General features: G+C 58.3%; 17 protein-coding genes. 7 read left to right on the top strand and 10 right to left on the bottom strand.

The features are described from left to right. Window positions 1–28 precede the first annotated feature (28 nt). Window positions 29–469, bottom strand: a complete 441-nt coding sequence (locus tag AC1DQM_RS13330; RefSeq protein WP_007939416.1) for a CBS domain-containing protein — start codon at window positions 467–469, stop codon at window positions 29–31. A 485-nt stretch (window positions 470–954) separates the two neighbouring features. On the opposite strand from AC1DQM_RS13330, the gene AC1DQM_RS13325 reads away from it, so the two are divergent. After that, window positions 955–5,739 (top strand): NEL-type E3 ubiquitin ligase domain-containing protein, encoded by a 4,785-nt coding sequence (locus tag AC1DQM_RS13325; protein WP_477746317.1) that lies wholly within the window; start codon window positions 955–957, stop codon window positions 5,737–5,739. 100 nt (window positions 5,740–5,839) lie between these two features. On the opposite strand, the gene AC1DQM_RS13320 is transcribed toward AC1DQM_RS13325, so the two are convergent. Further along, window positions 5,840–8,572, bottom strand: a complete 2,733-nt coding sequence (locus tag AC1DQM_RS13320) for an RHS repeat-associated core domain-containing protein (RefSeq protein WP_477746316.1) — start codon at window positions 8,570–8,572, stop codon at window positions 5,840–5,842. 195 nt (window positions 8,573–8,767) lie between these two features. Between AC1DQM_RS13320 and AC1DQM_RS13315 the strand changes: the two genes are divergently transcribed. Beyond that, the gene (locus AC1DQM_RS13315) at window positions 8,768–11,128 is read left to right on the top strand and encodes a DNA polymerase II (RefSeq protein ID WP_477746459.1); all 2,361 of its coding nucleotides are present in this window, start codon (window positions 8,768–8,770) and stop codon (window positions 11,126–11,128) included. On the opposite strand, the gene AC1DQM_RS13310 is transcribed toward AC1DQM_RS13315, so the two are convergent. The 3 genes from AC1DQM_RS13310 to AC1DQM_RS13300 all read right to left on the bottom strand — a co-directional run bounded on the left by AC1DQM_RS13310 (window position 11,093) and on the right by AC1DQM_RS13300 (window position 13,740). Next, window positions 11,093–11,563 (bottom strand): DUF1810 domain-containing protein, encoded by a 471-nt coding sequence (locus tag AC1DQM_RS13310; protein ID WP_018925394.1) that lies wholly within the window; start codon window positions 11,561–11,563, stop codon window positions 11,093–11,095. The two genes, AC1DQM_RS13315 and AC1DQM_RS13310, sit on opposite strands and share 36 nt — an antisense overlap. A gap of 30 nt (window positions 11,564–11,593) precedes the next feature. Further along, entirely contained in the window at window positions 11,594–12,415 is an 822-nt protein-coding gene (locus AC1DQM_RS13305; RefSeq protein ID WP_477746315.1) for an aldo/keto reductase, read from the bottom strand. Between the two features lie 176 nt (window positions 12,416–12,591). Continuing rightward, complete coding sequence (locus AC1DQM_RS13300; protein ID WP_477746314.1) at window positions 12,592–13,740, bottom strand: aldose epimerase family protein; 1,149 nt, start codon at window positions 13,738–13,740, stop codon at window positions 12,592–12,594. Window positions 13,741–13,988: 248 nt separating this feature from the next. Here AC1DQM_RS13300 and AC1DQM_RS13295 point away from each other — a divergent pair, with 248 nt between their 5' ends. Next, window positions 13,989–14,738, top strand: a complete 750-nt coding sequence (locus AC1DQM_RS13295) for a hypothetical protein (protein ID WP_018925397.1) — start codon at window positions 13,989–13,991, stop codon at window positions 14,736–14,738. Between the two features lie 164 nt (window positions 14,739–14,902). After that, window positions 14,903–15,688: a sulfite exporter TauE/SafE family protein gene (locus AC1DQM_RS13290; protein WP_018925398.1), complete on the top strand. Its 786-nt coding sequence runs from the start codon at window positions 14,903–14,905 to the stop codon at window positions 15,686–15,688. Here the strand turns inward: AC1DQM_RS13290 and AC1DQM_RS13285 are convergent. Next, window positions 15,670–16,065, bottom strand: coding sequence for a VOC family protein (locus AC1DQM_RS13285; RefSeq protein WP_007939410.1), 396 nt, complete (start codon window positions 16,063–16,065; stop codon window positions 15,670–15,672). The genes AC1DQM_RS13290 and AC1DQM_RS13285 overlap by 19 nt on opposite strands. Window positions 16,066–16,229: 164 nt before the next feature. Here AC1DQM_RS13285 and AC1DQM_RS13280 point away from each other — a divergent pair, with 164 nt between their 5' ends. After that, on the top strand, window positions 16,230–16,775 hold the full coding sequence (locus tag AC1DQM_RS13280) for a DUF4174 domain-containing protein (RefSeq protein WP_019579989.1): 546 nt from the start codon (window positions 16,230–16,232) through the stop codon (window positions 16,773–16,775). 138 nt (window positions 16,776–16,913) lie between these two features. On the opposite strand, the gene ampC is transcribed toward AC1DQM_RS13280, so the two are convergent. Continuing rightward, window positions 16,914–18,068 (bottom strand): class C beta-lactamase, encoded by a 1,155-nt coding sequence (ampC, locus tag AC1DQM_RS13275; RefSeq protein ID WP_477746458.1) that lies wholly within the window; start codon window positions 18,066–18,068, stop codon window positions 16,914–16,916. 160 nt (window positions 18,069–18,228) lie between these two features. Between ampC and AC1DQM_RS13270 the strand changes: the two genes are divergently transcribed. After that, entirely contained in the window at window positions 18,229–19,101 is an 873-nt protein-coding gene (locus tag AC1DQM_RS13270; protein WP_477746313.1) for a LysR family transcriptional regulator, read from the top strand. Window positions 19,102–19,294: 193 nt separating this feature from the next. Here AC1DQM_RS13270 and gudD read toward each other — a convergent pair whose 3' ends face one another. Both gudD and AC1DQM_RS13260 read right to left on the bottom strand, forming a co-directional pair. Further along, on the bottom strand, window positions 19,295–20,638 hold the full coding sequence (gudD, locus tag AC1DQM_RS13265) for a glucarate dehydratase (RefSeq protein WP_477746312.1): 1,344 nt from the start codon (window positions 20,636–20,638) through the stop codon (window positions 19,295–19,297). A 23-nt stretch (window positions 20,639–20,661) separates the two neighbouring features. Then, a complete protein-coding gene (locus AC1DQM_RS13260) occupies window positions 20,662–22,008 on the bottom strand; it encodes an MFS transporter (protein ID WP_111454106.1) in 1,347 nt (448 codons plus the stop codon). Window positions 22,009–22,291: 283 nt separating this feature from the next. Here AC1DQM_RS13260 and AC1DQM_RS13255 point away from each other — a divergent pair, with 283 nt between their 5' ends. Next, window positions 22,292–23,008, top strand: coding sequence for a FadR/GntR family transcriptional regulator (locus AC1DQM_RS13255; RefSeq protein WP_007940425.1), 717 nt, complete (start codon window positions 22,292–22,294; stop codon window positions 23,006–23,008). Between the two features lie 36 nt (window positions 23,009–23,044). On the opposite strand, the gene trhP is transcribed toward AC1DQM_RS13255, so the two are convergent. Further along, window positions 23,045–24,370 carry a prephenate-dependent tRNA uridine(34) hydroxylase TrhP gene (gene trhP / locus AC1DQM_RS13250; RefSeq protein ID WP_477746311.1) on the bottom strand — a complete coding sequence of 442 codons (1,326 nt, stop codon included), beginning with the start codon at window positions 24,368–24,370 and terminating at the stop codon, window positions 23,045–23,047. Between the last annotated feature and the right edge of the window lie 98 nt (window positions 24,371–24,468).

The raw sequence follows: 24,468 nt of genomic DNA, 5'->3' as shown, positions 1-24,468 counted from the left end.
CACAAAAGCCCCCTCGCACAGTGTGCAATCACTCGCCGCGAATGTACTGCTCCAGCTGCCGAATCAGTTCAGCCTGTTCGGCAATGGCTTCCTTGACCAGGTCGCCGATCGACAGCAAGCCCATCAGCTCACCGTCCTCCACCACCGGCAAATGCCGCAGGCGTTTGTCGGACATGATGCCCATGCAGGTTTCGACGGTTTGATGGGTGTCCACGGTGATCACCGGCGACACCATGATGTCGCTGACCGGTGTGCCGACGGAGGAGCGCCCCTTGAGCACCAGTTTGCGCGCATAGTCCCGCTCACTGATGATGCCGACGACCTTTCCGTCTTTGAGGACCGGTAACGCGCCGACGTTTTTGGCGGCCATCACCATCAGCGCTTCCAGCACCATTTGATGAGGCGCAATGGTGTGGACTGCCTGATTCTGTTGGGCCTTTAACTTGAGCAACTGGGCGACGGTTTTCATGACGGCTTCTCGGGTGTTGTCGTTGTTCTTGAAGAATCGTAGAGACACGCTCACAGAGCAAGGGAGAAAGCGGCAGATAACACGCAAATAGCGTCATTCAGGCTTTTTTTTCATAACCCCCCCCGATTCATCGAGAGAATGTGTCGATTAGCAGGATAGGCTCAGGCCCGGAGGGCGTTCAGTTTTGTCGCGTGTCGACCGGGGAGGCCGGGTAACGGGGATTATGGGTTTTTTGGTTAATACCTTGAAATAGAGGGAGGAAAATCGAATAAAGAAATTCGGGTAGGCTCATACCTCTAATAAGTCATGGATGACTCGTCATTATGTTTGATGCTCTAACGGCTGCTGAATCTACGCAGCGTTCACTTCCTGAGTCTATGACTCAGAGTCCGCACATACCTTTTATTGCCAAGTCTATTCCAGACTGGCTATTGAGCGCCCGTACAGAAAATCGCACCGCTTTAAAACAGAATGTTGGACCTGCCATGCCCTGGTATGACATGGCGTCGGCGCAATTACGTGGTGAGATGAAAAGGGCGTTTGAGGACAGTTGGGTATCACAAAACGAAACTGATAAAACCCTGAACAAAATTCAGGAAGTCGAAACGTTCGCAGAACAGCTTTTAATCACTGCGCTGAAAGATAAATACGGCATTACCCTGGATGTCAAAGCGACCTACCTGCGGCTTTACTGCCCCAAGGGCATTGTCGTCGGGTTTGATGTGCGGACGCTGTCACTGCTTGAGGCCTCGCTGCATAACTTCGAAGTTAAAGAAACCCGAGCGGGTTATTTCGACAGGGCGAGCGACTTCATTACGAAGCCTTCCGCTTCCGGGCAATTCGACGTCGTGCCGATCAAACATAAACTGTCTGTCGAGGCCTTTGCAGCGCTGTGTCGTGAACTGGATATCGGGGCTCGATACCAAGCTTACCTGAAGGCATTCATGGGGTTCACCAACCCGGTGGCAAGGGCGGTGTTACAACATAAAGTACAGGCCAGCCAACAGGATGCGTTGCGTGCGGCCAGTGTTCTGGCGCTCATGAAACAAGACATCGATCACGATACTCACCGGATGCTGTTGAATCTGGTTGCGGGGCATCAAGCACTGACTTTGCAGGGCCAACCCATGCACTGTTACGAGTTGAGGATGATGGATACGGCCCTGACAGGCATTGTTCTGATTGCGGCGGACCTCGATAGCAGCCGTCAGATTGAACAAGTCATCGCCTATGTCCCCCATGATCCGGAACATCCGGTCAAACAATACCCCTCCCTGGCCAGCTTCCATAGAGAACTGATCTCACAATTACGCTCGCCTGAGTATCAGCGCTTTTTCAGCCGGTTTGTCCCTCATCAACAGCGAGGCACCTTCTTTTTCCAGCTCAATAACCGGCTTTCAAGCATTCAATGGCATGCATCCTTGCCGTTTGAACAAAAGCCGGCGTGGCGTGAGGAGCCGAATATCAATCCTGATTTGCGGATGACCTATCTGCGAAACAGCGGTGACTTCTGGCCCCGTGACTTTCACCAGAAACTGAACAAGATCCTCAATGACGCTCGGGCGATGGCGGTTCCCACTGGCGATGAAGATGAAAAAACTCGTTGGGCGCGTTGGGATAGTTTTCAAAAGGTCGCCGCGGTCGTTCTTGAAGCGGCCACTTTTGTGGCGACGCTCTTTGTACCGTTACTTGGCGAGCTGATGCTGGCCTATACCGCCTATCAACTGCTTGATGAAACGTTCGAAGGGATTGTCGAGTGGTCAGAGGGACAGAGAAGCGAAGCTGCCGGGCATTTGATCGGTGTGGCTGAAAGTCTGATCCAGTTGGGTGCATTCGCGGCAGGAGGCAAAGTAGTGGGCACCCTGTTGCCGCTCAAGTCGTCGCCCTTTATCGAGGGCATGAGGGTCGTAGAAAAGAGCGATGGCAGGTCGCGGTTATGGGACGCGGATCTGCAGCGCTACGCACAGTCGATTACCCTTGATGAGTCTGTCCGGCTGGATGAAAAGGGCATTTATCGACATTCCGGACAGGAGGTGCTGCCGCTCGATGGCACGCAGTTTGTGATTGAGCCTGATCCTGGATCGGATCAGTACCGCATCCAGCATCCCCGTCGGGGCGACGCCTATGCCCCCCGTCTTGTACACAATGGCGTTGGTGCGTGGGCGCATGAGGCTGAGCGCCCTCAGACCTGGCAGGGCGTCACCCTGATGCGACGCCTGGGACATCGCGTCGATTCGTTTTCCGATCAAACCCTGGAGCAGATCCGGATCGTCAGCGGTGTTGACGACGCGGTATTGCGCAAACTACATGTCGAGCATGAGCGGCCGCCGGCGTTGCTGGTGGCAACCATCAAGCGTTTTACCGCTGACCAGGAGGTTAAAACTTTCATCGAGCGAATAAGTAGCCGTGACCCGCAGGTGTATGGTCAAGCCGATGTGCAGACTCAACTGAAACTGCTGACGGGTCATCGCAAATGGCCCAAGAACCGCCCCGTGCAGTGGCTCGATGCGCAAGACAAGGTGCTCTGGCAATCTTCGCCAGACCTGGGCGAATCGATCATCAAGGTCAGATCCGGGCAGACCGGTTACCACGATCTGGCCGCAACGATGCTCTCCCAACTGCAGGAACAGGAGGTCAAGACGCTGCTGGATGAAGCGTTTGGCAATGGAATCATCGCCCTGGATGTGCGGGCGGCCAGACTGCGTGCGCTCATCGCCACGGCGGCCAGTGAGCAAGAAACGACGTTGGTGGATGCTCGTTTCAGCCTTGATGAAGCTCCTGTCGGCCCCGACGTTGCGGCGCACGTTGGATGGTTGCGTAGTGAGTTTCCTCAATTGCCGGGTGCCATCATGGATGAGCTGCTGGTCGGTATCACCGAGGCGGAACAAAGACAGATGAGCGATCGACAGCATTTGCCGTTTCGTCTGCGGCAGGAGGTCCGCACGGCGATGCGCGAATGGCGGATTGTTCGGGCGTACGAGGGGCTGTATTTGCCCTCGAACGCGAATCTGGATACCAGTCGGCTGGCGTTGCACAGCCTCGAGCGCCTGCCGGGCTGGTCGCCCGAGGTACGCATCGAAATTCGCAACCAGTCATTCGAGGGACCGCTGCTCGACAGTATCGGGCCGGAACACGCGTCCATTCGCAAAGTGCTGGTGCGAACCATGGAAAACACCTTTCAGTCCCATGACGAAGAGGGTAATACGCTGCATGGCGCCGACGATTTCTATACCGCCCTGTTACAAGCCTTGCCTGACGCCGCGCGCAGAAAACTGGGCCGCGAAATCGGCCAGGGCATCCAGTTGCGACAGACATTACAGAACGCACCGCTGACGCATGCGGCATTGCGCGAAATTCTCCCGGATCCCTCCATTCGACATGTAATGGACACCGTGGCCGCAACCCGTTTGCGCGGAGCCGTTCAGGGGTATGCACGGATCAATGAGCCTCTGCTCGGTACAGGGGGGACCTTGAGTCTGGAGGATCGGTTCAAGGTGCTGTACCCGCAGGCGAGTGCGGATACGTTTGCCGATTTTGTCCGCTCATCCGGCTCGCAGACTCAGGCGTTGCGGGGCATCGGCGAACGGGAATTGGAGGTCGAGGAACTGACCAAAGCCCTGGATAGCTGGGTGGCGATCGAGAGAGGCGAGCTTCTGCCCATGGATCAACGCTACCACAAGGGACGTTTTGCCAAGGCGATCAAGCAATGCTGGCAGGCTGCACTAACTTCGGGGCCGGACGGCTACGCCCTGGATCTGAATTTTCACTGGACGAGTGATTTTCTGGAGTATCTGCCAGCATTGAATGCTGATTTCCGGCATGTCAGTTCGCTACAGTTCCGCCATGTCGAACTGCGTACCGATATCACCGGTTTTCTTCGTTATTTTTCCAACTTGAGGGCGCTGGATTTGAGTGATAACGCGCTGGTCGCCGCCCCTCGCTTGCAAGAAAGTCTGCCGGTGCTCGAGCATCTGAACCTGTCCAATAACCAACTGACGCTGACCGCTGACAGTGTGGCGGATCTGGCTGGTCTGACTCGTCTGCAAACACTGAGACTGGCCGGCAACCCGGCGCTGTCGCAGCAGCCGGATGTCAGCCGGATGGCTGAACTCCACCTGTTGGATTTGCACGATACCGGTATCACGGAGTGGCCCACCGGCCTGCTCACGCTGCCGCGACCGCGCGCCTTTGAACTGGATCTGCAGGGCAATCCGATCGAACAGGTCCCCCAAGTGACACCCGGTTCGGAGCAGGCACGGCTTGTTGCCCGCACCCGCTTGAGCCGCGACCGGTTGTCTGATCAAGGTCGTGAACAATTTCAGAGCTATATGCGTTCTGTAGGGTATGACCCGGCACGCAGTTACCCGCCCAAAGGCGAGGAAACCAGTGTGTACTGGCTGGAAGGTTTGTCTGGCGCAGAACGACAAAGCAGGCAAACGTTGTGGGATGAGCTTGAAGGGGAGCCGAATGCCCAGGGGTTTTTCGAGGTGCTGGAGCAACTCGCCGACTCAGCCGATTACGTCGAAGAAGCCAGTCGCCCCGAGCTGACACAACGAGTGTGGCGCCTGCTCGATGCCGCTGCCCGGGATACCCCGCTGCGCGAAGAACTGTTTCGCATGGCGAGCAACCCTGATTCATGCGCCGACGCCGGTGCGCAGATTTTCAATGAAATGGGGTTCAAAGTACTGGTTCACGAAGCGTATCTGGCCGGCAGCCCTGAGCAGATCGAAACCAGCCTGATCAGGTTGGCGAAGGGCAAGTCCCGTCTGGATCAGGTCAATGAAATCGCGCGCGCCACTGTCCAGAGCCGATTGCAGGCCGGTGAAAGCTTTATGGCGGTCGATGAAGACGGGGACATCACCGGTACCATCGACGAAGTGGAAGTTTATCTGGCGTTTCAGACCGGTCTGGCGGATCGGCTTGATCTGCCATGGCAATCGCGGGGCATGTTGTTCCGGGAGATGGCCGAGGTCAGTGATGCGCAGATAGATCAGGCGTATGAATCGGTTTTGACGCTTGAGGCGGGTGAGGGGCTGGTGAACCGGATGATTGAGCAGCGGTTTTGGTGCAAGTACCTGAAGAGTCGCCATGCGCAAGCATTCGCACAGAATTCGACGGCGTTTAATGCTCGCTCAGAGGAGCTGCTCAATCGGCATTTGGCGGGCACCGTCTCACAGCAGGTATATGAGCGCGAACTTCTTGAGTTGGCCGAGGGGCGTAAGGGATTATTGAGGACGCTGACAGCGCAGGCGTGGAAAAAGGCCGCATAGCCTGCACGGTACCGTATCGCATCACGCGACCGGTCTGTCGTTGCGCACAGACCGGTTTTTTTGGGGCCGTTAGCGTGTTTGGCTCCAGAAGGATATTGCCCTACCGGTATTCCACTATCGCGCTGTTCCACTGGGACCGAGTCGTCGCCGTTCTCCCCGTCAAGACATCAAAGGCTGATGTATTGTCGTAGGACTCAAGCAAGATATGGGTGCAGTTGAAACAAGCGGGAAAGGCCTGCGCTGCTATCGCCCCTTGTAGTTTTTGCGTCACCACTTGAATGAGCGCCGGGTCGGTTGTCCCGGTCTGCGCTTTCTGGATATAAAGCGCCAGATTGGCCGCTTGAACTTCTGCGTGGGCGGCAGGGAGTCCACTGGATTGGGGCAGGTCACCTTCGCTTGCCGCTATATGACCTTGAATACGGTTCTTTATCAGCGGGTGAAGTGGCGTTTGTTCATACTCTATGCCGGCCAGGTCAATCGTTTCAGATGTCGTCCCTCGGTAGATTTTTACAGGAAGCGCAGGATCTTTGATTCGCTCGATATACCGGTTGCTCAAATATTCCGTATATCGATCAGGGTCGGTGAATCTCAGGATGCCACCTGTGACCGGATTGTCTCTACCGAGGCTATCATCCGCCTGTCTGTGCATCTCTACGCCATGTTTGGCGTTAGTGAGCGTTACATTTCTTTCCAAAGGGATATTGAAAAAGTCGGTGATGTAAATGGCATCGTCAGGTGTTGAGCCTTCAATCGCTACTCCCGCATGTGCGACAGCGACCTCGGATCTAAACGTTTTTGAGAACCGCGCATCTGGATGTGTCTTAAAGTGTTCTTCGTTTGCAGCCAGTTGTTTTGTCGCGGAGCCTTTCACTTTAGGCACCGGATGAGTGCGCGGCACCTCAAGCATGGCGGTGGTTCGGGCACTTACCCTCTGGTTAAGCGCGGCTCCTTTGGTAAGCCCAAGCCTATCGACAAAACTCATCGGGTTACTACCCACCATCTCATACAGATTCAACCCGTCCACTGTTCCCGCCGGGTCGGCACTGATCCAGCGTTGCAACCACGACGCGAAATAACGCCGTCCGTAGTAGTAAAGTCCGCTGTCATCCCGCTCCTTGCCCGAATAGCGGATGGTTTTATAACTGACTTCCCGCACCGAATCCGCTCTCAGCGAGGCCGTGCCGCCGAAGGGATAATAGTCCTCGTGACTGATCAGGCGGCCCGCTTGATCGAGCTCGATGAGGCTGGAACCCAGGCTGTCGTCGAGGCAGTAGCGCACCTGATTGGCATCAATGTCTTCCGGTTTACCCTGGAGCCAATGCAGGCAGCGTACGTTGCCTATTACGTTCGGCAAGGTGATGACGTGCAGCTCTTCACCCGTGTCGCGGCAGCGTATTTCCAATCCGGGAAGGTAGCGTACTTCGTGGAAATGGCTGGTCGATGATGTATGGGTTTCGTGGCGTTTATAGACACGTACGCCATTGCTGTAGCGAAAGGTTTCCGTATCGTGGAGGCCATTTTCGCGCTCGATCAGCGTGATGGAGGCCAGCTCATCATGGCTGTTCCATTGCAACGCCTGGCCCGGTTGCAAGGCCTGGAGATTGCCATGGCGGTCAAACAGCTTTGAAAAATCGGGTTCAGGATCCCCTTCTTTCCAGCGCACGCCACGGTTGCTGGACGGATCAATGCACATCCGATGGGTGTAACCGCGTACCGCGCGGCTATGAGTAATCTTGATCAGGTTGTTGCCTGTATCGTACTCGAAGGTTTGTGTGTACTTCAGGAAGTTGTTGGGGGCGTTGGGCAGCGGCCTCCCCGGCATGCTGGACGGCGGGGGGCTATCATGACCGGTGGCGCTGACCAACCGGTACAGGGGGTCATATATGAATTCGCGGGCTCCATCAATGTACTGGTTGGCCAAGAACACCGGATTGAAGGTGTGATCCTTTATGCTCAGTACGTTACCGACCTTGTCATAGTCATATTCCAGATCTTGCCGCAGGTTCTGGCCAGGCACTCCAGCCTTCATGCGTGTCAGCCGACCATCCGCCTGGTCGTAGATCCAGGTTCTGGTCATGCCGTTGCCAAGTCGTTGCTCGATGACCTGGCCGGCGGCGTTGTACTGCGCGTTTTTGAGGATGTCCTGAGCGGAGTCGCTGGCATTGATTTGCAGTGTCACTTGCTTGAGTTGCCCGGCAACGTCGTAGCGTGAATGCTGCTGATGGTTGCCGGCATCTGTCTGGCTCAGCGCCTTGCCGTCTGCACCGTAGCGCCATCGTGTGGTGTAGACGCAGCCATCGAATAACGTGCGGGTTTCTTCTAAAGGCAGGTAATGCAAACTAAAGGAATCGAATGCAATCGAACCCGAAGGATCGACTTTCTTGATCAGCTGACCCCGCAAGTTTTTCCCGGGATCCGCATCGCCCCGCCCATAGGTCAAGACTTCGACGTTCGGTTGCGCATTGGCGTCAACCGCCAACATGCGCAGTTGATCATCGTAGGTATTTCGCCATTGATTGCCGCGCTCATCCCAGCGGCAGAGGACTTCACCGGCCACACCGAGCAAGCTCAGACGCCAGCCGGAATCGACGCTGTCGACCTTCAGCGGTTGGCCGGTCAGCCCATGGACCGTCGTCAGGTTGGGCCTGGAGCCATACAGACGCGGATCCCAGTGTTCCACCGGTCTGCCGGTGACGTCATGACGCTGTCGGGTGATGAGCGCTTCCAGAGGCTCGCGAGCGCTATTGCGCAGGTAGGCCACATGGCGAACCGCCAGGCCGCGGCCATCATTGGCAGTAATCGAAGAGGTGTTCCGATGCACGGTGAGATCCATCTCTCTATCTCCTTCAATGCGTAGCATCGGTCACGGCAAGGATTTTCTCCAAGGCTCGATGCTATCAACGTACGAGGGGTGTGTAACCTGTCAGATATGACAGGTGACAAGGGACGCACCTATCCCAACGCATCCACACGGTTGCCCAATGACGCGTAGAATCACCCCTTGAATCAAATCGTTGAGGTCGCAGTGGTGGATTTACAGCAGGGCTTCGTCCTGACCCGGCATTGGCGCGATACCCCGGCCGGCACCGAAGTCGAGTTCTGGCTGGCGACCGATGCCGGTCCCCGGCGCATCCGCCTGCCGCATCAACCGTCGGTCGCGTTCATTCCACAGGCCATGCGCGAGCAAGCCGAAGCGGTGTTGCGCGGCGAAAAGAACGTTGAACTGCGGCCGTTGGCGCTACTGGACTTCGAGCACCGCCCGGTGCTGGGCCTGTATTGCCAGCAGCACGGCCAGCTGATGCGCCTGGAAACCGCACTGCGCAAATCAGGCGTCGAGGTGTTTGAAGCCGACATCCGCCCGCCGGAACGCTACATGATGGAGCGGTTCATCACCGCGCCGGTTTTGTTCGGTGGCACGGCTGGCGCCGACGGCCTGCTGTTCGACGCGCAAATGAAACCCGCCCCCGGCTATCGGCCGAACCTGCGGCTGGTCTCGCTGGACATCGAAACCACCGCCCAGGGCGAGTTGTACTCCATCGCCCTGGAAGGCTGCGGCGAGCGTCAGGTGTATATGCTCGGGTCGCCCAATGGTGATGACAGTGGGGTGGATTTCCAGCTCGAATACTGCGATTCGCGAACCCTGCTGCTGAAAAAACTCAATGAGTGGTTCGCCCGGCATGACCCCGATGCCATCATCGGCTGGAACGTCGTGCAGTTCGACCTGCGCGTCCTGCACGAACATGCCCGCCGCCTGGCGGTGCCGCTGAAGCTGGGGCGTGGCGGCGAAGAAATGCAGTGGCGCGAGCACGGCAGCGGCAATCATTTTTTCGCCTCGGCTGCCGGCCGGTTGATCATCGACGGCATCGAGTCGTTGCGCTCGGCCACCTGGAGCTTCCCCTCGTTCAGCCTTGAAAACGTCGCGCAAACCCTGTTGGGCGAGGGCAAGTCGATCGACAACCCGTACCAGCGCATGGATGAAATCAATCGCATGTTCACCGAGGACAAACCGGCCCTGGCCAAGTACAACCTCAAGGACTGCGAACTGGTGACGCGAATCTTCGCCAAGACCGAGTTGCTGACTTTCCTGCTGGAGCGCGCCAGCGTCACCGGATTGCCGGCGGACCGCAGCGGCGGCTCGGTAGCGGCGTTCACCCATTTGTACATGCCGTTGATGCACCGCCAGGGTTTCGTCGCACCGAACCTTGGCAATAAACCACCGCAGGCCAGCCCCGGCGGTTTTGTCATGGACTCGCAGCCGGGGTTATACGAGTCGGTGCTGGTGCTCGACTACAAAAGCCTCTATCCGTCGATCATCCGCACCTTCCTGATCGACCCGGTGGGCTTGATCGAGGGGCTCAAGCATCCTGACGACAGCGAGTCGGTGCCAGGCTTTCGCGGCGCACGTTTCTCACGGACCCGGCATTGCCTGCCGGCCATTGTCGCCCGAGTCGCCGAAGGCCGCGAAACCGCCAAGCGCGAACACAACGCGCCGCTGTCCCAGGCGCTGAAAATCATCATGAATGCGTTTTACGGTGTACTGGGTTCCAGCGGTTGTCGCTTCTTCGATACCCGGTTGGCTTCGTCCATCACCTTGCGCGGGCACGAGATCATGCTGCGTACCCGCCAACTCATCGAAGCTCAGGGCCACGCGGTGATCTACGGCGATACCGACTCGACTTTCGTCTGGCTGCGTCGCCCCCATGGTCAGGCCGAAGCCGCGCAGATCGGTCACGCGCTGGTGGACCACGTCAACCAATGGTGGCGCGAGCATGTGAAGCAGGAGTACGGGTTGGAAAGTGCCCTGGAGTTGCAGTTCGAAACCCACTACAAACGCTTTCTGATGCCGACCATTCGCGGTGCCGAGGAGGGCAGCAAGAAGCGCTATGCCGGATTGGTTACCCGTGCCGATGGCTCCGACGAGATGGTCTACAAAGGCCTGGAAACCGTGCGCACCGACTGGTCGCCGCTGGCCCGGCAATTCCAACAGGAGTTGTACCTGCGCATCTTCAACCGCAAGCCCTATCAGGATTACGTGCGTGACTATGTGCGCAAGACGTTGGCCGGTGAGTTCGATGAGCGCCTGATCTACCGCAAACGCCTGCGTCGGCCCCTCGATGACTATCAGCGCAATGTGCCGCCCCATGTGCGGGCCGCGCGGATCGCCGATGACTACAACGACCAACAGGGGCGGCCGCGGCAGTATCACAACGGCGGCTGGATCCGTTACGTGATCACGGTTGCTGGCCCCGAGCCGCTGGAAGTGCGCAGCACGCCGATCGACTACGACCATTACATCACCCGGCAGCTGCAACCGGTGGCGGACGCTATCCTGCCGTTCGTGGATGACGATTTCTCAACGCTGATTGGGGGGCAGCTGGGCCTGTTTTGAGTCCAGCAGCGACAGCGTCCAGTCATCCGGTATGCCGTGAAAGTACTGATCCAGCGCCTGATGGAACAGGCTGCCTTTTGGCGAAACCTGGGCGAACAGTGTCATCGATGAATGAAACTTGAGGTTGTCGGGGTGCCCGAAAATCTTGGTGATCGAACGTTGAGGAGCATCCAGCACCAATTGCGTGCAGGTGCGCAAGCGCGGCCCCAGCAACGGATGCTCGAGGTACGCCGCGGCCTCTTCACTGGAGCGAATGGCAAAGTAGCGGGACATTTCGCTGTCACCCAATCCGGCAAACTGCGGAAAGATGAACCACATCCAGTGTCGGCGCTTTTGGCCGGCGCGCAGTTCATCCTGAACCCACTCGAACACAGGATCCTGCGCCTGGACGAAGCGTGGCAAATTGAAAGAGTCGAGCTGATCGGTACTTCTCATGCCGATGCCCTCTGATAGATCCGCGATGGCTCAGACCATGGCCAACCGCTGCTTGCGTTGTGGCGCGCGAAACCCTTGGTCCAGCGCCTCCAGATCCCCAGCCTCCAGACGCAATTGCGCCGCTTGTGCGTTGAGCCGCACATGCTCGGGGTGGACCGCTTTGGGGATGGCGATCACTCCGTTCTGACGCAGAATCCATGCCAGCGCTACCTGCGCAGGTGTCGCCTCGTGACGGGCGGCAACTTGTTTGAGCATTGGATTGGCCAGCATGTGTCCGCCCTGGCCGATCGGACAGTAGGCCATCACCGGCATCTTTTGCCGTTGGCTCCAGGGCAGCAGATCGAATTCGATGCCGCGCTCTTCCAGGTTATACAGCACCTGATTGGTGGCGCAGGCCGGTGAGGCCAGCTCTTCCAGATCATCCAGGTCGAAATTGGACACGCCCCAACGGCCAATCTTGCCGTCTTCGCGCAGGCGTTCGAAGGCCTCGACGGTTTCCTCAAGGGGATACTCGCCGCGCCAGTGCAACAGATAAAGATCGATGTAATCGGTATTCAACCGCCGCAGGCTGCGTTCACAAGCCTGGGGGATGCCTCTGCGGCTGGCGTTGTGAGGGTAGACCTTACTCACCAGGAAAACCTGGTCGCGCAGGCTTGTGATGGCTTCACCCACCACTTCTTCGGCGCCCCCTTCAGCGTACATCTCAGCGGTGTCGATCAGGGTCATGCCCAACTCGATACCCAGGCGCAGCGCTGCAACTTCCCTGGTGTGTCGGGAGCGTTCCTCTCCCATGTGCCAGGTGCCTTGGCCGATGACCGGCACAGGGCGGCCGGCCAGCTCAAGAGTCCGCATGAATCCTCCTTGTCGAAGTCCGATCGATACTACAGTTGGCAGCAAAATAGCAGGGTGGTTCCGTCGTCATCATGAAAGATCGCAGCCTGCGACAGCTCCTGCGAGGGCGGGGCACACCCGCGATATCACGGGTGTATCCAGCCCCCTGGAGCTGCCGAAAGCTGCGATCTTTTGATCTACCGGGCGGAGAACCTGAACACGGTGGTCTGGGCATAGGTCTTGCCCGGATCCAGCCGCGTGGACGGGAAGCTCGGCTGGTTCGGCGAGTCCGGATAATGCTGGGTTTCCAGAGTAAAGGCACCCCAATGCGGGTAAATCTTGCCGGCCTTGCCCTTGACCGAGCCGTCGAGGAAGTTGCTGGTGTAGAACTGTACGCCAGGTTCGGTGGTGTAGAGCTGCAAGCGACGGCCGGATTGCGGATCGCTGACATCGGCGGCGAGTTTGCCCAGGTCACCCTTGGCGTCCAGCACCCAGTTGAAGTCAAAACCGCCTTGTTTCGGTTCGGCGAATTTCAACTGTGGGTGATCGGCCTTGATGTGTTGACCGATGGCGGTCGGTTGAGTGAAGTCCATGGGCGTGCCGGCGACCGGGGCCAGTTCACCGGTGGGGATCAGTTTGCCGGTGACTGGCGTGTAACGGGCGGCGTGCAAGGTCGCCAACTGCTTCAACACATCGCCGTTACCCGCGCCGGCCAGGTTGAAATAGCTGTGGTTGGTCAGGTTCAGCACCGTGGGCTTATCGGTGCTGGCCTTGTAGTCGATGCGCAGCTCATTGTTCTCGGTGAGGCTGTAGGTGACCTCGGTTTTCAGGTTGCCGGGGAAACCCATTTCGCCATCCGACGACAGGTACGTCAGCGTCACTCCCACCGAATCCTTGCCCTTGCTCGGTTCGGCTTTCCACACCCGCTTGTCGAAACCTTGAGCCCCGCCGTGCAGCGAATTGCTGCCGTCGTTGAGCGGCACTTGAAAGCGCTTGCCATCCAGCTCGAAGGCGCCGTTGGCCAGGCGATTGCCGAAGCGGCCAATGGTCGCGCCGAAAAACGCCGTGCCACTTTGATAACCCTGCACGTCGTCGAAACCGAGCACCACATCTTCGAGCTTGCCGTTTTTATCCGGCACTTTCAGCGACTGGAGAATTCCGCCGTAAGTAATGACCGTGGCCTGCAGGCCATGGCTGTTGCGCAAAATGTATTGCTCGACGGGCGTGCCGTCATTGGTTTTGCCGAAGGCTTTTTGTTCGCTGGACAAGCCAGTGGCGTGAGCGGAGAGGGTGGCGATCATCAGGGACAGTCCGAGGCCGGAGAGCAGGTGTCGGGATTGAAGCATGGTTGACCTTCCTTTTTGTTGTTTTTAAGAAGTAGTCATACTAATGATCGTGTTTCAGCGCGATCAAGGAAGGATTTATAGCTTATGTCTCGAGCATTGCAATTAAAAGTATGACTAATAAGGGATCGCTTTCATGGTGACCAGAGCTTACGGACCACCGGCACTGCACTTTTTCAGCTTTCACGGTTCTATCCTTGGCCAGCCTGCGGCGATCCCCACTGCCGGCCCATGCCCAAGTTCAAGAACCCATGGCTCGAGTTTTACCCCGTTTTACTCTGCACATTCGCCGTCATTGCTTGCTGCTGATTAGCCTGTCGATGCTCCTCGCCAGTGGTTGCAGCCATCAGCCGGGCAACGATGTCATCAGCCAGTTTCGCGATGGCAAACCCCAGGAGCTCCTCCAGACCAGCGTCGACCGCATGGCGACCCTGACGATGCGCGACAACCTCGAAAGCCTCTACCTGCTGATGAACAAGCTCTACCTGCGCAACCCGCAGGAGCTGAAAAAATCCGGCTTCCTCGATGTCGGCACCGCAGAAAAACAGGTGCGCATGGCCATCGAACAGCAAGAGCCGCTGCCCACCCTCGGCGGCAAAAAAGACCTCGCGGCGCTGAGCTTCGCCATGAGCCCGGAATTCCTCGGTGACCGGGTCGGCGCGTTCATCTATGCGATTGGCAGCATGCTGGTGACGGCCCATGGCAATCGGCTGGAGTTCTACATGACGGATGCGCTCAACCCGACCTTCGTCAGCAATGCCGCGCGCAACATCGAAAAAGCCACCTGGATCTTGAGCCAACGGCAAAACAGGCAAGGCGAGCCTTTGCTGTTCTCCAACGAAATTTCGGAGGAGGGCAGCAACCTGAGTTTTGCCGTGGAGTTCGGCAAAATCGTCGCGCGACTGGACCTGCTGACCCAGATGCTCGATGAGCGGTACCGGCGGATCGGCCTGAACTACGCCCAGAGTCTGCTGTTCCTGAATTTTTTGCCGGTGCAGTGAGATGTCGGATAAAGCGTAATTCTTGTGGGGTTGGTATTGAGTGGGGAGTCGCTGTTTCAAATCGGTGAATTGGCATAACGATAGACCGCATCGATATATGTGGTTATAAGAAAAATCGCTATGCTGCTGACCGGTTTGTTTCCTGCGAATTTCTGGGCGTATTAATGGATTTCGGTAATTTCGGGTTGGTCGTGGCGGGTCTGGTGGTCGGCTTTATTGTCGGCATGACCGGTGTTGGGGGCGGTTCGTTGATGACGCCAATCCTGCTGTGGTTCGGCGTTAACCCGGCCACGGCGGTGGGCACGGATTTGCTGTACGCGGCCATTACCAAATCCAGTGGTGTGCTGGTTCATCGCAAGAACAAGAACATCGACTGGGCGATCACCGGTTGGTTGACCCTCGGCAGTGTGCCGGCGGTAGCCCTGACACTGTGGTTCCTGAGCACTTTGCAAACCTCGCCCGAGGCGATGAACGCCGTCATCAAACAGGCGCTGGGCTTCGTATTGTTCGCCACGGCGCTGGCGATTTTCTTCAAGAAACGCTTGCTCGATTTCGCTCACAAACGGGCGGGCGGTCACTACAACCCCAGCGGTTCCCGGTTGAATGCACTGACCGTGATCACCGGTCTGGTGCTAGGCACCATGGTGGCCCTGACCTCCATCGGCGCTGGCGCCCTGGGCACCGTTGCGCTGTTCATCCTGTATCCGCTGCTGCCCACTCGTCGCCTGGTCGGCACCGAAATCGCCCACGCGGTGCCCCTGACCTTGGTCGCCGGCCTGGGCCACGCGAGCATGGGCAACATGGATTGGCACGTCCTGGGTTTCTTGCTGGTCGGTTCGTTGCCTGGGATTTACCTGGGCAGCCATTTGACCGGGCGCATCTCCGACGAACTGCTGCGTCCGTGCCTGGCCACGATGCTGGTGCTGATCGGCTATAAACTGGCGTTCTGATCCGATACCGCTTCCCGAGTAAAAATCTCCAGCAGATGCCCGTCCGGGTCATCGAAATACACCCGCCGGCCACCGGCGTAATCGTTGATCTCGTTGGGCCGCTGCTTACCGGGGTCGGCCCACCACGGCTGCTTGATCGCCTGCAGGCGAGCGAAGGCCGCATCGAAGTCGTCGTCTCCAATCAAGAACGCATAGTGCTGGGACGCGATGGGCGGGTCGTTGTTGTAGAAATCCAGCGACACCCCGTTATCAAACTTGACCACCAGCATCGGCCCGAACGGCTCGGGATCGGGCAGGCCGAGGAGGTCGGTCAGGTAGCGTGCCGAAACCTGTTTGTCACGGCACCAGACGATGGTGTGGTTCAGCTGAGCGCTCATGGATAAACCCTCACGATGAATCAGCTATGAGATTAGCTCAGGCTGTTGCGCAATGACCGCCCTGACCTAAGCTTGGGCAAGGCGGAACACAATCGCGGTGCATCGCCCGGAACGATCACCGCGATGCGCAATCATTAGAGCGTGGATATCAAAAGGAGATGCGCATGCTCATCAGGTCTTTGACCCTGGCTACCCTGTTGGCTTTCGTCGGTCCTTCATTTGCCGCCGATGACGATTCCCCTCTGGTTAAAGACGTGGGCCGGGCTCGTCCCCTGATAGTCATCGCGCCCAGTTCGGTGGACCCGGTTTGGCTCAACCTGAAAAAGTCACTGGACGACTCTGCCAACCGCAAGGGTTTCACCGATCGAAACATGGTGCTGTACACCGTGATCAATACGATGGGCCAACGGGACGGCAAAGACCTCGACCCGCAATCGACGATGGCGTTGATCCGCTCACTCAAGCTGGGCGCCGGGGCGAAGAGCAAAATCATCCTGATCGGCAAGGATGGCGAAAAGAAGCTTGAGCAGTCGGATGCGGTCGAGTTGAAAGAGATATTCAACACCGTCGACCAGCTGCCGACGGCCGAGAAGGAAGCAACAGTACCGGTGCCAGCGCCGGTGGCTGAAGTCGCACCGGTCAAAGGTGCTAAAGGCACCAAAGGCAAACCGGCGAAGCCCGCCAAGCCGGCTGAGCAGCCGGATGATTGAATTGAGCTGAGTAGTGGTGAGAAGGCTTACCCCAATGGGCGACCCCGACAGGTCGCCCATTTTGTTTGCCAACGGAAATCCGAAACTTGGTGACCCATTGTGGTGAGGCACAAGTGAGTGGCTGTCGGGTTACTGGGATCAATCGGCCAGCGTACTCAATATTTTGTGAGCAATTTTGACTCGGTCCGGGTTCGGGTAGTTTTTGTTGGCCAGGATCACGATGCCGATGTCCTTCGCCGGGATAAAAGCGACGTAGGCGCCAAAGCCGCCGGTTGAGCCGGTTTTGTTGATCAGCACGGTGTCGCGTTGAGGTTGTGGCGGGGTCAGCCACCGGACTTCATGGGCCTCAAATGCCATCTGCGACGAGTTGCCGGCCAGTAGGGTGTCGAGCGTCACCGGGTAGTTGTAGAGCTCCCATCCCAACCCTTGAGTCATCTCGCCAACCCGGTAATACCCGGTGTGAGTGCTGGCGATGGCTTGCTGCAAAGGCTTTTCCAGCGACGCGGGATTCATGTTCGCCTCGACATAGCGAAGCAGGTCCGCGGCGCTGGTTTTCACGCCGTACGCTTCGGAATCCAGCGCACCCGGCTCGACCCGCACAGGCTTGTCATCCTTGCTGTAACCCTGGGCGTAAAGCGCCATCTGATCCTGCGGCACCTTGAGGTAGCTGTGCTTGAGGCCGAGTTTCGGCAGCAAGGTTTTCTCCATCAGCTCATCGAACGGCGCCCCCATGCTCTGGGCTGCCAGATAACCGAACAGCCCGAGGCTGGGGTTTGAATACTGGCGATGAGTGCCGGCGGCGTAGGTGGGTTTCCACTGCTTGAAATAGCCGAGCATCTTGTCCTGACGGTCTGCCTCGCCAGGGAATTGCAGGGGCAGGCCGCCGGCGGTGTAGGTGCCGAGTTGCAGCACGCTGATGTTATCGAACGCGCTGCCGCGCAAGGCCGGGAGTACCTGGCTGGCGTTGTCCGACAAGGACAGTTTGCCGCTCGCCTGGGCATAGGCGGCGAGGGTGGCGGTGAAGGTTTTGCTCACCGAACCGATCTCGAACAGGGTGTTTTCGGTGACGGCTTTACCGTTTTCTTTCGAGGCCACGCCGTAGTTAAAGTAATGCGGCTGACCATGGACGGTGATTGCGACCGCGAGGCCGGGGATCTTCTGTTGCTGCATCACCGGTTCGACGGCGGCTTTAACGATGGTTTCGATGCGCTCGTCAGCAAAGCTGTGGCTGGCACCGAGGAAAAGTGCGAAAGCACTGTAGGATATGAGTTTCTTCTGATTCTTTTTACGCATGATTGAGACGCTGTCCATGATTGTTCGTGGTGTTAACCGCTACACTCCGAGCGGTCTTTCAAGGCGGTCCGCTGTTGGGCGAGCCAAATCTAGGCAGTTTGGCGAAGACCGGCAAACGACGATATTTCGGATGAGCCATTAGAAAATTTTGGGGGCTGGCATGATTCGACCTCATTTGCCGCTGAATGCGTTGCGTGCTTTCGAGGCTTCGGCGCGCCATTTGAGTTTCACCCGGGCGGCCGTGGAGTTGTGCGTCACGCAGGCGGCGGTGAGCCATCAGGTCAAAAGTCTTGAAGCCCAGCTTAACGTGACTTTGTTCAAACGCCTGCCCCGCGGCCTGATGCTGACCAGCGAAGGTGAAACCCTGCTGCCGGTATTGCGCGAATCCTTCGACCGGATTGCCGAAACCCTGGAGCGTTTCGAGGGTGGGCATTTTCGTGAAGTGTTGACGGTGGGCGCCGTGGGGACGTTCGCGGTCGGTTGGCTATTGCCGCGATTGGCGGATTTTCAGAAGAAACATCCGTACATAGATTTGCGCCTGTCGACCAATAACAACCGGGTGGACGTGGCCGCTGAAGGCCTGGATTACGCCATCCGCTTTGGCGCGGGGGCGTGGCATGGGATTGAAGCGGTGCGGTTGATCGAGGCACCACTGTCGGTGCTCTGTGTGCCGGAGATCGCCCGGCAATTGCAGACGCCAGAGGATCTGTTGCAACAAACACTGTTGCGCTCCTATCGCACGGATGAGTGGCCGGAGTGGTTTCAGGCGACCGGTCTTTCGGCCCATGCCGTGCTGCCCCGAAGCATCGTCTTCGATTCCTCGCTGGCGATGATGGAGGCTGCGTTGCAAGGTGCAGGAGTGGCATTGGCGCCGCCGCTGATGTTTGCCCGGCAACTGGCGGCGGGCGCAATCGAGCAACCGTTCGCCATCGGGATCACCACCGGCTGCTACTGGCTGACCCGCTTGCAGTCGCGCCCCGAAACGTCGGCGATGGCGGTGTTTAAGGATTGGTTACTGCAAGCTTCGCTTTAATACAAAAGCCTGTGGGAGCGGGCTTGTGTGGCGAGGGGGCTTGCCCCCGTTGGAGTGCGCAGCACTCCCAATGCCATCACCGGGTTATGTCTGAAAGAACCGATTAGCCACTTTTGCGACTGCTTCGCAGTCGAACGGGGGCAAGCCCCCTCGCCACACAGGCTCTCCACAGGATTGTGGTGCTATCAGAATACTACCGCACCAGGCACGGCCGCTTGTTATCGAACTTCCATCCCGGAATCAGAAACTGCATCGCCACGCTGTCATCCCGCGCGCCGAGCCCCATGCCTTTGTACAGCTCATGGGCCTTGGCCAGTTGATCCATGTCCAGCTCAACCCCCAGACCAGGTTTTTTCGGTACTTGCACGCAGCCGTCGACGATTTGCAGCGGCGCTTTGGTCAGGCGCTGGCCGTCCTGCCAGATCCAGTGGGTGTCGATGGCGGTGATCTCGCCCGGCGCGGCGGCCGCGACGTGGGTGAACATGGCCAGGGAAATATCGAAGTGGTTGTTGGAATGCGAGCCCCAGGTCAGGCCCCACTCGTGACACATCTGCGCCACCCGCACCGAGCCCTGCATGGTCCAGAAGTGCGGGTCCGCCAAAGGAATGTCCACCGACTGTAGCTGGATCGCGTGGCCCATTTCCCGCCAGTCGGTGGCGATCATGTTGGTCGCGGTTTTCAGGCCCGTGGCACGACGAAATTCAGCCATGACTTCGCGGCCCGAGTAACCGTTTTCCGCCCCGCAAGGGTCTTCGGCATAAGCCAGAACATGATGCTGATCCCGGCACAGGCGGATCGCTTCCTTGAGCGACCAGGCGCCATTCGGATCGAGGGTAATGCGCGCATCGGGAAAGCGCTCGGCGAGGGCCGTGACCGCTTCGATTTCCTCGTCGCCGCTCAACACGCCGCCCTTGAGTTTGAAGTCCTTGAAGCCATAGCGGGCGTGAGCGGCGACCGCCAGGCGCACCACGGCGTCGGCGCTCATGGCTTTTTCGTGACGTACGCGGAACCAGTCATTGTCGGCATCCGGTTCATCGCGATAAGCCAGATCGGTTTCGTTGCGATCACCGACGTAAAACAGGTAGCCGAGCATCTTCACTTCATCGCGTTGCTGGCCTTCGCCGAGCAGTGCGGCCACCGGCACGTCCAGGTGCTGGCCAAGCAAGTCGAGCAGGGCCGCTTCCAGGCCGGTGACCGCGTGAATGGTGATGCGCAGGTCGAACGTCTGCAAACCGCGACCGCCGGCATCGCGATCGGCGAAGGTCTGGCGCACTTGATTGAGGATCTTCTGGTAGGTGCCGATCGGGCTGCCGACCACCAGTGCGCGCGCGTCTTCCAGGGTCTGGCGAATGCGCTCGCCACCGGGTACTTCGCCGACGCCGGTGTGACCGGCGTTGTCCTTGAGAATCACGATATTGCGGGTGAAGAACGGGCCATGGGCGCCGCTCAGGTTGAGCAGCATGCCATCGTGGCCGGCCACCGGCACAACCTGCATGCTGGTGATGATCGGGGCTTTTGCGGCTTCTTGTGGGTTCATTTTTTTGTCCTTTAAACCAATATTCAAGCGTGATTCGGCGCTGGTTTGCCCAGTGCAACGGCCGGTGCGGGTTTCGGTTTATTGCGCGCGGCGAAAACGATGATCGCGGCGATGATCGAGGTAGCGGCCAGGCCGTAGAGCCCGCCCTGGATTGAACCGGTGTGCTCTTCCAGCAAACCGAAGGTGGTCGGCGCCACGAAGCCGCCGAGGTTGCCCACTGAGTTGATCAGCGCGATCACGCCGGCAGCGATCCGCGCATCCAGGTACGCCTGGGGAATCGGCCAGAACAGCGACGAAGCCGATTTGAAACCCAATGCGGCGAAGCAGATCGCAACGAACGCGAAGATCGGCCCGCCGGTGGTGGACATGAACATCCCCGCCGCGGCGATCAGCAGGGCAGTGGCGACCCAGGCTTGCTGGTGCTTCCATTTGCCCGACAGCGAGGCAAAGGCGTACATGCCGACGATCGACAGCAACCACGGAATCGAGTTGAACAAGCCGACCTGGATGTCGCTCAGGTCGCCCATTTTCTTGATGATGCTTGGCAGCCAGAAGGTCGCGGCATAGATGGTCAATTGAATGAAGAAGTAGATCAGGCAGAACAGGATGATCTGGCGGTCCTTGAGCAGTGTGCCCAGCGACGGTTTGATCGGCGTCGCGGCTTCGCGGGCCAGTTGTTCGTCATCGATGGCTTTGACCAGCGCGTCCTGTTCAGCCAGGGTCAGCCATTTGGCGTCGTGGGGTTTGGAGTCCAGCCAGCACCAGACGAACACGCACAACCCGACCGAGAACATGCCCTCGATGAAGTACATCCACTGCCAGCCGTGCATGCCCAAACCGTTGATTTGCAGCAGCAGCCCCGACAGCGGGCCGGAGATCAGCGAAGCAATCGCCGAACCGCTGAGGAAGATCGCAATCGCCTTGCCGCGTTCCACACCGGGCAACCAGCGGGTGAAGTAATAGATCACACCGGGAAAGAACCCGGCTTCAGCCACGCCGAGCAGAAAACGCAGGATGTAGAAGTGGGTTTCGTTCTGGATGAACGCCATGCAGGCGGCCACCAGGCCCCAGGTCAGCATGATGCGGGTCAGCCAGATTCGCGCGCCGACTTTTTGCAGGAGGATGTTGGAGGGCACTTCGAACAGCGCGTACCCGATGAAGAACAGACCGGCCCCGAGGCCGTAGGCGGCAGCGCCAATCCCCAAGTCATGTTCCATGTGGGCGCGGACGAAGCCGATGTTCACGCGGTCGATGTAGTTGACGATGAACATGATCACGAACAGCGGCAGGACGTGGCGTTTCACTTTTGAGATGGCGGACTTCAGGACCGAATCGGCGCCATCGTTCATCCCGGATATGGATGTATTCACTTCGTTTTCTCCCACTCGTTATTTTTATGCGGGGTGTGGCTGGATATTGCGATGTTGATAGACATCATACAACTGAATTTTTCGATTCGACAAGCACTGTAGTCCAATAAAATGGCTATTTGTCGGATGATTTCTATGCTTTTTTGGGTCGGGTGTGGGGTTGTGATGGTGTTCGAATGGTGAATTTGTTGAGTGTTGTCATACAAGTTTGAGGCTGTTTTCTGGGGATTCCAATCGATTCCGGTGCTACGATCCGGATAGCCCTGCCTTACGGATAATCACCATGCAAGAAGACATCGACGCACCCGCCCGCAAGCGCGCTCACAACCTGGCCCATGATCTGGTGGCCAAGCTGACCCAGAGCATTTTGCTCGGCCAGATGCTGCCGGGGGACAAGCTGCCTTCGGAGAATTCGATTGTTCAGGAGCATGGGGTCAGCCGTACGGTGGTGCGCGAGGCGATTTCGAAATTGCAGGCTTCAGGGCTGGTGGAAACCCGTCACGGCATCGGCACCTTTGTCATCGAGCGTGCGCCGGAGCAGGGGTTGCGGCTGAATGTCGATACCGCGCTGGGGGTGCGCAGCATTCTGGAGTTGCGCATGGGCCTGGAAACCCAGGCCGCCGCGCTGGCAGCGGTGCGTCGTACCGATCAGCAATTGGCGCAGATGCGTGAAGCGCTGGATGACTATCAAAGTTTGCTGGCCAACAACGACAGCTGCGTCGAGGCCGACAAACGTTTCCACCTGCTGATCGCCGAAGCCACCGGCAATGTATGCTTCACAGAGATCATGCAGCACTTGGGCAATGCGATGATTCCCCGCACCCGCGTCAATGCCGCCGAGCGCGGGTCAGCGGATTTGAGCAAGCTGGGGCAACTCGCCAACCTCGAACACGAGGCGATTCTCAACGCGATCAAGCGCCAGGATCCGGATGCTGCGCGGGCGGCGATGTGGTTGCACCTGACCAACAGCCGCGACCGCTTTTCGGCGGGCGGCAGCTGATTCGTCAGTGACCTGTGGGAGCGGGCTCGATGATTTTCAGCTCACACCAACATCGCGCATCAGCAATCCATAGCGCAAATCCACCGCATCCGGAATCGGCAAATACACCGTGTGCCCATCCCCAGGCGCCACTTCAGTCGCCTCGCCCCTGAGGTTCTGCAGTTGATGCAGGTCGAAGTGGAAGTTGCCCTTGGGCGTCATCAGTTCCATGTGATCGCCCAGGCCAAAACGATTTTTCACCCGCACCTCGGCCAGCCGGTCGCGGCGTTCGCCAGTCAACTCCCCAACGAACTGTTGGCGCTCTGAAATCGAGCTGCCGTTCTGGTAGTTCTGGTATTCGTCATGCACGTGCCGGCGCAGAAAACCTTCGGTGTAGCCGCGCTGAGCGAGGGACTCCAGATCAGTCATCAAGCTGCGATCGAACACTCGGCCAGCCACCGCATCGTCGATCGCGCGGCGGTAAACCTGGGTGGTGCGCGCGCAATAGAAATGCGATTTGGTCCGGCCTTCGATTTTCAGTGAGTGCACACCCATCTGCATCAGGCGCTCGACGTGCTGGACGGCGCGCAGGTCCTTGGCGTTCATGATGTAGGTGCCGTGTTCATCCTCGAACGCCGGCATCAGTTCGCCGGGGCGATTGGCCTCTTGCAACAGGAACACCTGATCGGTCGGCGTGCCGAGGCCCAGGGTCGGTTCGGGAGAGTGGTGCTGGACGATTTCACCCAGTTGATTTTCGCTGGCCGGTGTCGCCGAGTATTTCCAGCGACAGGCATTGGTGCAGCTGCCCTGATTGGCGTCACGCTTGTTCATGTAGCCCGACAACAGGCAGCGCCCCGAATAGGCCATGCACAATGCGCCGTGCACAAACACTTCCAGCTCCATCGCCGGGACGTGCTGGCGGATTTCGGCGATTTCTTCCAGTGACAGTTCGCGGGACAGGATGATCCGGCTCAAGCCCTGTTGCTGCCAGAACTCGACGCTGGCCCAGTTCACCGTGTTGGCTTGCACCGACAGGTGGATCGGCATCTGCGGGAAGTGCCGGCGCACCAGCATGATCAGGCCGGGATCGGACATGATCAGCGCGTCCGGCGCCATGCCGATCACCGGTTCCAGATCCTTGAGGAACGTTTTCAGCTTGGCGTTGTGCGGGGCGATATTGACCACCACATAAAAACGCTTGCCCTGAGCCTGGGCCTCGGCGATGCCGAGCGCGAGGTTGGCGTGATCGAATTCGTTATTGCGCACTCGCAGGCTGTAGCGCGGTTGGCCGGCGTATACCGCATCGGCACCGTAGGCGAAGGCATAACGCATGTTTTTCAGGGTGCCGGCAGGGGCGAGCAGTTCCGGGGGGATGAGTGGCATGGCGCAAGTCATGGCAGTGTCGATCGCAAAAGCCGGCAAGGGTAAGCGGCCTGCACGCGGGGTTTATTGATCTGGATCTATGCTTGACCAACAAACAG

This window comes from Pseudomonas sp. 01L34, assembly GCF_056400265.1.
This window is presented reverse-complemented; position numbering and strand designations above follow the sequence as displayed.

Excerpts from the sequence above, each read along its gene's own strand:
- AC1DQM_RS13330 (WP_007939416.1), bottom strand. The coding sequence starts at position 469 with ATGAAAACCGTCGCCCAGTTGCTCAAGTTAAAGGCCCAACAGAATCAG.
- AC1DQM_RS13325 (WP_477746317.1), top strand. The coding sequence starts at position 955 with ATGCCCTGGTATGACATGGCGTCGGCGCAATTACGTGGTGAGATGAAA.
- AC1DQM_RS13320 (WP_477746316.1), bottom strand. The coding sequence starts at position 8,572 with ATGGATCTCACCGTGCATCGGAACACCTCTTCGATTACTGCCAATGAT.
- AC1DQM_RS13310 (WP_018925394.1), bottom strand. The coding sequence starts at position 11,563 with ATGAGAAGTACCGATCAGCTCGACTCTTTCAATTTGCCACGCTTCGTC.
- AC1DQM_RS13305 (WP_477746315.1), bottom strand. The coding sequence starts at position 12,415 with ATGCGGACTCTTGAGCTGGCCGGCCGCCCTGTGCCGGTCATCGGCCAA.
- AC1DQM_RS13300 (WP_477746314.1), bottom strand. The coding sequence starts at position 13,740 with ATGCTTCAATCCCGACACCTGCTCTCCGGCCTCGGACTGTCCCTGATG.
- AC1DQM_RS13295 (WP_018925397.1), top strand. The coding sequence starts at position 13,989 with ATGGCTCGAGTTTTACCCCGTTTTACTCTGCACATTCGCCGTCATTGC.
- AC1DQM_RS13290 (WP_018925398.1), top strand. The coding sequence starts at position 14,903 with ATGGATTTCGGTAATTTCGGGTTGGTCGTGGCGGGTCTGGTGGTCGGC.
- AC1DQM_RS13285 (WP_007939410.1), bottom strand. The coding sequence starts at position 16,065 with ATGAGCGCTCAGCTGAACCACACCATCGTCTGGTGCCGTGACAAACAG.
- AC1DQM_RS13280 (WP_019579989.1), top strand. The coding sequence starts at position 16,230 with ATGCTCATCAGGTCTTTGACCCTGGCTACCCTGTTGGCTTTCGTCGGT.
- ampC (WP_477746458.1), bottom strand. The coding sequence starts at position 18,068 with ATGCGTAAAAAGAATCAGAAGAAACTCATATCCTACAGTGCTTTCGCA.
- AC1DQM_RS13270 (WP_477746313.1), top strand. The coding sequence starts at position 18,229 with ATGATTCGACCTCATTTGCCGCTGAATGCGTTGCGTGCTTTCGAGGCT.
- gudD (WP_477746312.1), bottom strand. The coding sequence starts at position 20,638 with ATGAACCCACAAGAAGCCGCAAAAGCCCCGATCATCACCAGCATGCAG.
- AC1DQM_RS13255 (WP_007940425.1), top strand. The coding sequence starts at position 22,292 with ATGCAAGAAGACATCGACGCACCCGCCCGCAAGCGCGCTCACAACCTG.
- trhP (WP_477746311.1), bottom strand. The coding sequence starts at position 24,370 with ATGCCACTCATCCCCCCGGAACTGCTCGCCCCTGCCGGCACCCTGAAA.